The sequence below is a fragment of the Methyloglobulus morosus KoM1 genome (assembly GCF_000496735.2).
GTDB lineage: Bacteria > Pseudomonadota > Gammaproteobacteria > Methylococcales > Methylomonadaceae > Methyloglobulus > Methyloglobulus morosus.
Genome location: NZ_AYLO01000120.1, coordinates 1 through 10,616, shown reverse-complemented (window position 1 = coordinate 10,616; position 10,616 = coordinate 1). Strand labels below are relative to the sequence as shown.

The window sequence follows — 10,616 nt, the reverse complement described above, 5'->3', positions numbered from 1 at the left end:
TGATAACGCCCGATCAATTTAACACGATTCCATGCCCTAGTTATCCATCGATCAAATTAGCCGTCTTTTGCTATCCCAAGGTTCAAAAATTACTGGACAATTTTTCGCCAGACCGTATCCATATAGCCACAGAAGGCCCGTTGGGGCTTGCTGCCCGTAAATATTGCCTTAAACATAAATTGGCTTTTACCACTTCATTTCATACGTTGTTTGCAGAATATACCCACCTGCGCTTTAAGGTTCCAATTTCCTGGGGTTATCGCCTGCTTCACTGGTTTCATAATCCGGCAAGCCATATCATGGTGGCCACGGGGCGAGTGGAAACCGATTTGATCAAAAGGGGATTCAAGAAAGAAAAATTTGTACGCTGGTCTAGGGGCGTGGACACTGACCGCTTCAAACCGAGAGACAAAGGACATTTATCTTACCCTCGCCCTATTTCGATGTTTGTCGGCAGGGTAGCCGTCGAAAAAAGTATAGAAGACTTCCTTGCCCTGTCGATACCTGGCACTAAAGTCGTGGTTGGTGACGGCCCGCAGCTCAACCAACTAAAAAGCCAATACCCTGAAGCGATTTTTCACGGCTTTGAAACGGGTGAACCCTTGGCTAAAACGATGGCGGCAGCAGATATTTTCGTTTTCCCCAGCCGCACCGATACGTTTGGGATAGTCATGTTAGATGCGCTGGCCTGCGGTTTACCGGTGGCGGCTTATCCGGTACAAGGCCCGTTAGACGTGCTAATCGATAATCAAACCGGCTGTATGCGTGAAAACTTGCAAGAAGCTTTTTACGGCGCCATAAAACTGAATAGCGAAGACTGCCGCAAACAGGCATTGTCCTATTCCTGGCAAAACTGTTCCGCCCAATTTTTCAATAATTTAGTGCCTGTTCGATAGCAAAACAGGTATTGATTAGTCAGGTTCGCAGCCATTGAACAACGTATCTAATGCCTGATGCACCTCATCAATTCCCGTTTTTTTCAAGGCGGAAAATAATTGTGCCGTAATCGGTATAGTGACATCTTTAAGTTCCCGTTGGATTTGCAATAAGGTGTTTTTGCCGGCACCGTAAGTCAGTTTGTCAGCTTTAGTCAGCAAAATGTGCAATGCCAATCCCGTATGCTGGCACCATTCGACCATTTGCCAGTCGAATTCCGTCAAGGGATGGCGCACGTCCATCACCAAGACAATAGCGCATAAAGATTTGCGCTGGGTCAGGTAGGTTTCCATCAATTGATGCCATTTATTTTTTACGTCTAGCGGCACTTTGGCGTACCCGTATCCAGGCAAATCAACAAATCGTTGGTTCTCGTTGATCCCGAAAAAATTCAACATTTGTGTACGACCGGGCGTTTTACTTGTGCGGGCGAGTGAGTTTTGTCTGGTCAATGTATTGATAGCGCTCGATTTTCCGGCATTTGAGCGTCCAGCAAACGCGATTTCCTTACCCCAGTCGGGGGGGGTATCCTTAAGATTGGGCGAACTCTTTAAAAATTTAGCTTCGTGATAGACCGGATTCATCGCTGTCTCGCTTCGCAGGGGTAATTAAGGTAGAATTTAGCCGATTCATGGCCTGTTACGACAAGGCTACCATACATACGACACGATTCCGAAGGGGAACCTGATGAAGAAAAATTGGCTGGCGCTTTCGTTAACTGGGACATTGGCGCTGGTATTGTCCAGTACCATGCCTATTGTACAGGCTGAAGAATCCCTTGCAGGCAATAGCGCGGCTGGCAAGGAGAAAGCCGGTTCCTGTGCCGGTTGTCATGGCGAAGACGGCAACAGCATGATGCCGACATTCCCCAAACTGGCGCAGCAACATAGTTCTTATCTCGTCAGGCAGTTACAGGCCTTTAAAGAAGGCAGCCGCAATGACGCAACCATGGCACCAATGACGCTGGCATTATCCGATGCGGATATGGCGGATCTTGCCGCGTACTTTTCGTCCCAGGCGATTACAGCCAATCCCGAACCTTCCTTGCCACCATCCGAAGATTCTGACGAGCCGGTCGATGAAAATAAAGCCAAAGAAACGATGAAAGGATTATTGGCATCAGGCAGCAATCTTTACCGCAATGGCAATCTTACCAGCCAGGTCTCGGCTTGTATCGCTTGTCATGGCCCCTCCGGCGAAGGCAACAAACCTGCCGCTTTTCCTGCCTTGCGTTCTCAACATCCTGATTATTTAATTAAAGCACTGACCGATTTCAAGTCTGGGGCACGCAACAAAAAACCAGATAACATGATGAACATGATTGCAAAAAAAATGTCCGATGAGGAAATCAAGGCCGTTGGCTACTATATTTCGACGATGAAATAATGCGTGACGTGGATTATTCACGCACGGTTGATAGCCAGGTTTATGATGACACTGTTAATTCGACAATTGGAGACAAAATCAATGTTAAAAAAGTTTGCTGGATTTGCCTTAATATTATTTTTCATTTCATTTGCAGGGTTATCGAACGCGGAAGAGCAATCCAGTACGGGCTACGAGGCAGTATCGCCACCCCAACCCACCACCAATCCGGCCAAAGTCGAAGTCATCGAATTTTTTTGGTACGGTTGCCCACATTGCTACAGCTTTGAGCCATCATTGTCTAAGTGGCTTAAAACAAAGCCCGCAAATGTCGAGTTTATTAGAATCCCCGCCGTATTCAGCGAGGAATGGGGCAAACATGCTAAAGCTTATTTCACTGCCGAAGCATTGGGCGTTATTGATGCCGTTCATGGCGATTTATTTGACGGCATTCAGCAAGCCAAACAAGCCGGCAAGCACGAGCTTGAAACCGAAGACCAATTGGCCAAATTCTTCGTTGCCCACGGCGTTAAAGAGGCAGACTTCCGCGAAGCCTATAACTCATTTATGGTCGATTCCAAAATGCGCCAAGCACCGGCTCTTGCGGCGAAGTATGGAATAACGGGAGTCCCCGCCATTATTGTAAACGGCAAGTACAGGACTAATGGCACGTTGGCGGGTTCTCAAGAGAAGATGATCGACGTAATCAACACGCTTATCAAAAAAGAGAGTGGCGGCCAATAAATACTTGTCCTTTGTTTCTTTAAATCCCGAAGAATTAATCAAGCCTTACTGAAAGCGATAATGGTTTTGAGCCATTACCGCTTTCAGTGCGTATAAATTACGCTCAACATCGCAACATTGAAAGTCCGCTTCATTCTGCGGATGAATCGTCTGAAACACAACGGGCAAGCTCACAGGCGCTCAAATTGTATAATGCCCGTAATGGTGTTGGTAATCTGCCATTGCCCGCCGAATGACCTCACGAGCTTCGTTATGGCCATAGACATGGGTGATTTCGCAGATGAGCTGCTCGCTAGGCAAATGCTTATACGTTAGGAAGTAATGTTTTAAGCGGTCTATATAGGAGGTCGGGCAATCGGAAACATCGCTCCATTGCCGATAAAACTCGTCACCTTTCATCACGGCGATGATCTTGTCATCCGCTTCCCCGTCGTCCAGCAAACGAAAGCCCCCGATGGGTACTGCCTGGACGAGAATATCGCCATGCGTTACGCTACGTTCGCTTAGTATGCAAATATCCAGTGGATCACCGTCACCTTTTTTTACCTTTCTACCCGATTTACGTTCTGCGTACTCCGCCACTTCCTCTGCACAATAGGTCTGCGGAATGAACCCATAAAGTGTTGGGATCATGTTAGAAAACTTTTGCGGCCTGTCTATCCTGAGATAACCGCTAACCTTGTCAATTTCGTACTTGATGGTATCGGACGGGACGATTTCGATAAACGCGGTCACAATATCAGGGGCTTTTTCACCAGCTTCGATGCCGTGCCAGGGGTGTGCTTTGTGTCTTATACTCATTTAACTTTAATTGGGTGATTGCCTGTAATTTTGATTATGTTAATTTATAAAAGTATTATCGGGTAGTACAACAATTACTTCACCTTGAGGAACGACCGCCAAGGATAGTGAGAGTTATTAGCAGCCATGGAATCTATGCCGCTAAGGTTGTTGGGGCGAGGGGATTTAATATGTGAATTTTATTTCCCCACTAGACGGAAATTTCTCCCTTGATATGTTCATGGGCTTGGTAATGCGTGATTTCAAAATCATCGTACTGGTAATCAAAAATAGAATCCGGCTTGCGTTTGATAGTTAAAGTTGGCAAAGGATAGGGTTGCCTTGTCAATTGTAATTTGGCTTGTTCCAGATGGTTCAAATATAAATGCACATCACCCCCAGTCCAAATAAAATCGCCCACTTGTAAATCGCATTGCTGTGCCACGATATGGGTCAATAAGGCATAACTGGCGATGTTGAAGGGTACACCCAAAAATGTATCACAACTACGCTGGTACAGCTGGCAGGACAACTTGCCCTCCGCCACATAAAACTGGAAGAACGCATGACAGGGCGCTAACGCCATAAGGCCGTTAGCCACATTCTGTTGCGGACTGACGCTTTCATCGGGCAAATCTGCGACATTCCATGCGGACACTATTATTCGACGGCTGTTGGGCGTTTGTTTAAGCTGCCGGATAACTTGCTGAATCTGGTCGATGTGCTTCCCGTCCGGTGTAGGCCAGGATCGCCATTGGTAACCATATATCGGGCCTAATTCACCTTGCCCGTCCGCCCATTCATTCCAGATATTGACATTATGTTCCCGCAAATACCCAATATGGGTCTCACCTTTTAAGAACCATAACAATTCATGGATGATGGATTTTACATGTATTTTTTTTGTCGTCACTAAAGGGAAACCATCCGCCAATGCAAACCGCATCTGATAACCGAAAAGAGACAGCGTGCCGCTTCCCGTTCGGTCTCCCTTTAAAGTCCCTTCCTGGAGAATTTTGTCGAGCAACTGCAAATACTGTTTCATGCCGCCTTTTTATGAGCCCACATAAACATGGCTGCACCGATAATAATCATCGGCGTGGACAAGGCTTGCCCCATCGTTAACCAGTCCAGGGCAAGATAGCCAAGTTGCACATCGGGCATCCGGTAAAATTCGACAAAAAACCGGAAACAGCCGTAGCAAAATAACGCCAAACCCGTTGGCCCCATCGTCGGTCTGGGCTTATTGGTGTACACCCTCATGATAATAAACAGCAAGACCCCTTCCAGAAACGCCTCATAAAGCTGGGAAGGATGGCGGGCAAGTGGGCCGCCATTAGGGAACACCATCGCCCACGGCACATCGGTAGGCCGTCCCCAAAGTTCTGAATTGATGAAATTGCCAATGCGCCCAGCGCCCAAGCCGATAGGTGCCAGCGGTGCAATAATATCGGTCAATTGCATCATGGTACAACCCTGTTTTTTACCAAAGAACCACATGGCGACAAAAACCCCCAACATGCCGCCATGGAACGACATGCCGCCCTGCCATATCTTGAATAAGATAGTGGGATCACTGATAAATTCGCTGAAATTGTAAAACAGGATGTAACCGACCCTGCCGCCCAAGATGACACCCATTGCGCCGAAAGTCACCAAGTCTTCTATGGCGGAAGGTTTTATCGGCGACCACGGTAACTGCGCCCGTTTTTGTCCCAACACCCAAACCGCCGCAAAACCAATCAGGTACATCAAACCGTACCAGTGAATTTTTAACGGGCCGATGGCTATCAATACGGGGTCGATTTGCGGGTAACTAAGCATTGGGCTTTATGATATTGAATGAGTGTTGATTATAACTTAACTCATGCCAGCAAGTCAGTCTTGTCGGCTGGATTGGGTCAGTAAAGCCAGCAATTTCCATATAGCTTAAAGCGTTAAGCTAGGTTTGTGTCCAAGCATTGGCCCAGTCGAATCTGTGACGCCGTTCACAAAACTAAAAAGCTCTCGTGTAGATTCCTTTCGATTCAACTACGTTTATGACTACACAGCATCTGGTTTTATTAGTTTATTAATGACGGAATAAACCTGACTGTGCACTTAACGTAATACTCCCTTAACCTGGATATGCAAATATATTTTGAGTCTTTTGAACCTTTTGAATATAAATTGTAATTTAAATATGAATGTTTTTGATTTAGCTAACATCTTTAAATATTAATAAATAACCTAGCATAAACCGTGCGCTTTAACCGTGCTTGCGCGGATAGGGTATTTTTGTGAATTTTTTTAGAAAAATAGTTATCGACTAACGAGGAGATTTAATGAAAACCACTAACATAATACGCAACTTAAGCTTTAGCCTGTTTGTACTAAGCTTACTTTTCAGCAACAATCAAAGTGCTTTCGCTTCATGTGCGTCGGGTTCGGTCACCTTGAAAGCACCGCTCTACGCAGTAACAATCGATGCTAATCGATTGGTTACTTATCAGCAATTACTTGGCAATGTCGTCAAAAAAGCAGCCCTAAGGAGCGATTGTGTGGGCTATACCACTTATACGATCTCCGGGACCAAAAACTTGCCCTACCCCAACGGCACCCAGTTTTTGTTGATAGGAAAGAATGATTTCACATCGCCAACGCCAGCGGCAATCTACCTGGCTGTGGCTAATGGCTCAATCGATACCACAGTAACGGCATCTGGCGCACAAACAGGAATTAACAGCGATTCTTTTAGTATCTATTTAAACAATTCCATGGTCATGAAGGTAAAGCAACCTTGGAAATAATACGACGGTAAGCGCCACCAAAAATGTAGCCTATACGGGATAGCAAAATCTCACTATCCCGTTCGTTAGCTACAGTAATTTAAAAAGGTTATTTTGAGGCATTAAAGACTATGACTAACCTGACTACTGCCTAAAACCTTCTTCTTTCGGATTGCTCCCATCAAGCTGCTCGATAAAGCCCGCAGTAATTTCTTCAATCTAAATTAGCCCGTTCAGGTAATTTGGATTTTAGCCACTCAGTAAAATTACTAGTCAACTTACCAGAGTTTTTGCTCAATCCCGGCTTAGCCATTTTCTTTAAAAATCGGTTTTATAGACTATCCTGTTTTTAACCAAACAGCAGGTGGGCATACATCGCATACTCCACTAAAGCCTTTTGGGAGTAGCGATCTCACAAAAGCGACACTACGCGTACCTTACGTTGCCAAATCAACACTACCCATGTAACGGTAACTAAAATTTCCCTCACTAAATACTTACCTGTAAAATTGCCCATTTATTTTTATCGCCGGAGCAACTGCTAGTGGGAAGAGCCTATCAAAACCGTAAAGTGTCCATGGCAAAAACGTCAGACCATAAGGCGAAGGTCTACAGCAAATATGGACGTGAAATTTATGTGTGTGCCAAATCGGGCGGAGTCGACCCAAATGGTAACTTGGCATTACGGGGCTTGATTGAACGCGCCAAGAAAGACCAAGTACCTGCCCACGTTATCGACAAAGCCATCGACAAAGCCAAAGGCGGTGGCGGCGAAGATTTCTTCCCTGCACGCTACGAAGGCTACGGCCCCGGTAACTGCATGGTGATGATCGATTGCCTAACCGACAACCCTAACCGTACCTTTGGCGACGTGCGCCTGTGTTTTACCAAAACCAAATGTAAAATCGGCACGCAAGGCACGGTCAGCCACATGTTCGACCATGTCGCCATCCTCGCATTTAACCACGATGACGAAGATGCCGTACTTGAAGCCTTGCTGACTGCTGATGTAGACGTAAGCGATATTGAAAACGAAGATGGAAAAATTACCGTCTTTATATCCCCGACATCTTACTCTAAGGCCAAACAAGCCTTAACCGATAGCTTTGGCGAGATAGACTTTGAGGTAGACGAAATCCAATTCCTGCCCAAAAGCGTAACGACCGTAACAGGCGATGACGTGGTATTGTTAGAAAAATTCCTGGACATGTTAAACGACCTGGATGATGTGCAGAATATTTATCATGATGCTGAGTTTTGAGGGTGGATTACCTGTCTTCCATACGCCAATGTTTGGCATTTGTGGCTTCGCTATAGGTTGGGTTACGACGCGCCCTAAGCCTCGTACCGATAGCTTGCGCGTCGAACCCAACGGGCTAAGATATAGTTATGGCAGTATAAAGGCCGCTTTTGCTTTCAGGTCACCGATTTTATAAGTTGGCAATGTTGTGCTAAGTTCGTAAGTCACCCCATCCCATTGTGGCATCGGTGTCGGTACGGCAATCGTTTGGCCGGGGTATTGGATATCCCAGCGCAACAGCATCGACTTGTCCTCGTGCTGGGTGTTGTGGCAATGCTCCATGTAGGTACCGGCAAATTCGCGGAAGCGGATCGCCACGTCGACATTGAGCGTACTGTCAGCGAGAGGACCTACCCGGTAAACATCCTTACGGGCATATTTTTCCCAGGGTGGAGGCGCTATACCGCCACGGTAAAGCAGCTGGCCTTCCTCAAAATGGACATGCACCGGATGGGCCCAGCCACTGGCACCTTTAATGTGCCAAATCTCGACTTTACCCAAACCGTCCGGCGCATCGGGCAGGGTGGGCGCCGCTGACAAACGGTGCGGATCCATGTTAAACCCCGTGCCGCCATCGGTCTTGATTGTCCAAGGCTGGGTATCGGTGCCGTCGGAACGTCCGAACACGAAAGTCCTGTGCACAGCGGCTTGCAACTCTTGGACCGTCGGCCTGTTCAACGGTATCATCTCTTTTTTGCCTTCGATGTATTGGGCAGGATTCATGCTCAAGTCAGTGCAAGCAGCAGTGCCGTCGAAGCCGCAACCCGTCACCCTGAACTCAAGGAATTTGCCTACACCTGGATCGCCATTGATGCCGTCAGCTTTATAGGTACCCTTCCAGACATTTGCCAAGGGAATCACCCGGTTTGGCCCTCTGCCATTAAAGTGCTCCTCCAGGTTGACGAAGTACAGCTTTTTGCCGATAAAGTTCCTGAAGTCAACGATGATGTCATAACGCTCGGCTATGCCTTGTTCGGGCAAGGCTCCTTGTTCCGCAGTATTGGGAAACTTTACGGCATGTTGCATGATGTTGCCATCATTGGCAATCATGTAATAAGGAACCTTATTGCCCAACTCATCCACGAGGGCGATCTTGTAATAACGCGAGACACTGCCGTTCAGGATACGGAAACGGTAGCGGCGGGCGCGCACGTCCAAGTAAGGCTTGTAGACCCAGTTAACGATGATGCGGTCGCCCAGGAAGCCATCGGTGTTGAAGATGTTGAACTTCAACTGGCCGGTGTTATCCCAGGCCTTGTCGGCAACCAGCAAATTCACGTCATAATCCCGGTTGCCCCAGTCCATGCCCGAACCGCTTGGGAAACACAGGTTGGCATTGTTTGGATTGGCATAATGGCATCCGTAACCAATAGACGAATTACCCCTGGCTTCATTCAAATCTTTGGGTTCACGCCCCCGGTCTACCGCGCTGTAGTAGTTCATCATCGCGGCATTGCCCTTGTAGACGTTCTGTGCGGTGAAATCCACCATGTGGTCATGGAACCAATGGGTACTCATGGTTTCACGCCAGTCGCCGGGGATAAAATTGATACCGCCGCTACCATCGGGCGAGCCCGCCCTAAAATCGAGTGCACCGGTATTGATGCTGTCGTGTCCCGCCAGAACCATCGGCCAATGGTAATCATAAAACTGGCCAGGATAAAAGAAGGCGGCAGCATAACCGTCGTTTTCGGCACCCTGATGCCCGTTATGCTCATGGGTGCTGACGGTATGCGTGCCAAAGCCGTTATTGGCGGCCACATCAATAGGCAGTGCATTGTAATGGCGGAACAAGATAGGTTGCCCATAACGTGCCATCAATAGTTTAGGCGGTAAGGTGCCGTCAAACGTCCACACCGAATTCGGGTCTTGGGTGGGCAATTTCGGGTGGAGCTTGACTTCCGTCCCAGCATTTTTGCCATTGGCGGGGTAGTACAAACCGTCAGGACGGAATTCGCCTACAGAAAAGTGGTGCAATTGGTAGTTGTCACGCAGGCCGCCATTGACTCGGGCGCCCGTCATGGCGCTTTGAAAATAAGTTTGCGGATAAAACTCATCCCAACGTTGATGGGCGAATTGCTCCCCTCCGGGGCGGCCTTCAAGGACACCTGGTTGACCAATGGACAACAGCCTGCATTCGATTATCTTATCAACCCAGGCATTGGGCAGTGTATCGTAGGCAGCCCGAGTAGGGTATGGAAAAATGGTCTGGGACAGGAAGCTGTCCAGGGCCGACCCGTTCGGCGTGGTCTGGCAATCCGCCGGGATCGGCAAGCCGACCGCTGGCGGCGGGCCGTTGTTGATGCCTGGCATGGGCTGGTTGCCGAATTCTTCGAACATCAACATCTTGGCGGAAAAATCCGTCGCGCACTGGCTATTGATGCATAACGGGCTGGGGGTGCTATCAGTGGGGATGTTGAACACCGCAAATGCGGACGACGCAGCCAGGAGAGCATAACCACATAAAGCGGCTGTGACAATGGACCAGGCTTGCCTTGGTTTGGAGGTCAACGTTTTCTCTAGTTCCAGCCTATTCCGTTTTCGTTTATCAAGCTTGTCCACCGCATTGATTGTAAATTTAATGTTCATAACAATTTCCTCTCAATGATAGTTTGGGGTTTTCCAAAAGAACCTTGGGATTACAATTCAAATAAATACTAAATGCCCCGCAATGAAAAACCTGATAGCTATCGGAACATTCTGGAGCCCGATTATTTCAAGCC

10 protein-coding genes are annotated in these 10,616 nt (G+C 47.6%); 5 read left to right on the top strand and 5 right to left on the bottom strand.

Annotated elements, in window-relative coordinates; all coding sequences use genetic code 11:
* The coding region (locus MGMO_RS15435) for a glycosyltransferase family 4 protein (RefSeq protein ID WP_036308361.1) at positions 1 to 896 on the top strand (896 nt) is incomplete at its 5' end.
* A gap of 15 nt (positions 897 to 911) precedes the next feature.
* On the opposite strand, the gene yihA is transcribed toward MGMO_RS15435, so the two are convergent.
* A complete protein-coding gene (yihA, locus tag MGMO_RS15430; protein WP_023495996.1) occupies positions 912 to 1,520 on the bottom strand; it encodes a ribosome biogenesis GTP-binding protein YihA/YsxC in 609 nt (202 codons plus the stop codon).
* Positions 1,521 to 1,623: 103 nt separating this feature from the next.
* Here yihA and MGMO_RS15425 point away from each other — a divergent pair, with 103 nt between their 5' ends.
* On the top strand, positions 1,624 to 2,322 hold the full coding sequence (locus tag MGMO_RS15425) for a c-type cytochrome (RefSeq protein ID WP_023495995.1): 699 nt from the start codon (positions 1,624 to 1,626) through the stop codon (positions 2,320 to 2,322).
* 81 nt (positions 2,323 to 2,403) lie between these two features.
* Positions 2,404 to 3,045 carry a thiol:disulfide interchange protein DsbA/DsbL gene (locus MGMO_RS15420; protein WP_023495994.1) on the top strand — a complete coding sequence of 214 codons (642 nt, stop codon included), beginning with the start codon at positions 2,404 to 2,406 and terminating at the stop codon, positions 3,043 to 3,045.
* A gap of 180 nt (positions 3,046 to 3,225) precedes the next feature.
* Here the strand turns inward: MGMO_RS15420 and MGMO_RS15415 are convergent, their stop codons facing one another.
* The 3 genes from MGMO_RS15415 to lgt all read right to left on the bottom strand — a co-directional run bounded on the left by MGMO_RS15415 (position 3,226) and on the right by lgt (position 5,649).
* Positions 3,226 to 3,846: an inorganic pyrophosphatase gene (locus MGMO_RS15415; protein ID WP_023495993.1), complete on the bottom strand. Its 621-nt coding sequence runs from the start codon at positions 3,844 to 3,846 to the stop codon at positions 3,226 to 3,228.
* A gap of 190 nt (positions 3,847 to 4,036) precedes the next feature.
* Positions 4,037 to 4,870, bottom strand: a complete 834-nt coding sequence (gene thyA / locus MGMO_RS15410) for a thymidylate synthase (protein ID WP_023495992.1) — start codon at positions 4,868 to 4,870, stop codon at positions 4,037 to 4,039.
* A complete protein-coding gene (gene lgt, locus MGMO_RS15405) occupies positions 4,867 to 5,649 on the bottom strand; it encodes a prolipoprotein diacylglyceryl transferase (RefSeq protein ID WP_023495991.1) in 783 nt (260 codons plus the stop codon). The genes thyA and lgt overlap by 4 nt, the downstream gene beginning before the upstream one ends.
* 500 nt (positions 5,650 to 6,149) lie before the next feature.
* On the opposite strand from lgt, the gene MGMO_RS15400 reads away from it, so the two are divergent.
* Positions 6,150 to 6,614: a hypothetical protein gene (locus MGMO_RS15400; protein ID WP_023495990.1), complete on the top strand. Its 465-nt coding sequence runs from the start codon at positions 6,150 to 6,152 to the stop codon at positions 6,612 to 6,614.
* Positions 6,615 to 7,137: 523 nt separating this feature from the next.
* Positions 7,138 to 7,854: a YebC/PmpR family DNA-binding transcriptional regulator gene (locus MGMO_RS15395; protein WP_023495989.1), complete on the top strand. Its 717-nt coding sequence runs from the start codon at positions 7,138 to 7,140 to the stop codon at positions 7,852 to 7,854.
* Positions 7,855 to 7,980: 126 nt separating this feature from the next.
* Here the strand turns inward: MGMO_RS15395 and MGMO_RS15390 are convergent, their stop codons facing one another.
* Positions 7,981 to 10,482 carry a multicopper oxidase domain-containing protein gene (locus MGMO_RS15390; protein ID WP_023495988.1) on the bottom strand — a complete coding sequence of 834 codons (2,502 nt, stop codon included), beginning with the start codon at positions 10,480 to 10,482 and terminating at the stop codon, positions 7,981 to 7,983.
* Positions 10,483 to 10,616 lie beyond the last annotated feature (134 nt).

Coding starts and splice junctions, on each gene's coding strand:
- MGMO_RS15390 (WP_023495988.1), bottom strand. CDS start 10,482: ATGAACATTAAATTTACAATCAATGCGGTGGACAAGCTTGATAAACGA.
- lgt (WP_023495991.1), bottom strand. CDS start 5,649: ATGCTTAGTTACCCGCAAATCGACCCCGTATTGATAGCCATCGGCCCG.
- MGMO_RS15420 (WP_023495994.1), top strand. CDS start 2,404: ATGTTAAAAAAGTTTGCTGGATTTGCCTTAATATTATTTTTCATTTCA.
- thyA (WP_023495992.1), bottom strand. CDS start 4,870: ATGAAACAGTATTTGCAGTTGCTCGACAAAATTCTCCAGGAAGGGACT.
- yihA (WP_023495996.1), bottom strand. CDS start 1,520: ATGAATCCGGTCTATCACGAAGCTAAATTTTTAAAGAGTTCGCCCAAT.
- MGMO_RS15400 (WP_023495990.1), top strand. CDS start 6,150: ATGAAAACCACTAACATAATACGCAACTTAAGCTTTAGCCTGTTTGTA.
- MGMO_RS15425 (WP_023495995.1), top strand. CDS start 1,624: ATGAAGAAAAATTGGCTGGCGCTTTCGTTAACTGGGACATTGGCGCTG.
- MGMO_RS15415 (WP_023495993.1), bottom strand. CDS start 3,846: ATGAGTATAAGACACAAAGCACACCCCTGGCACGGCATCGAAGCTGGT.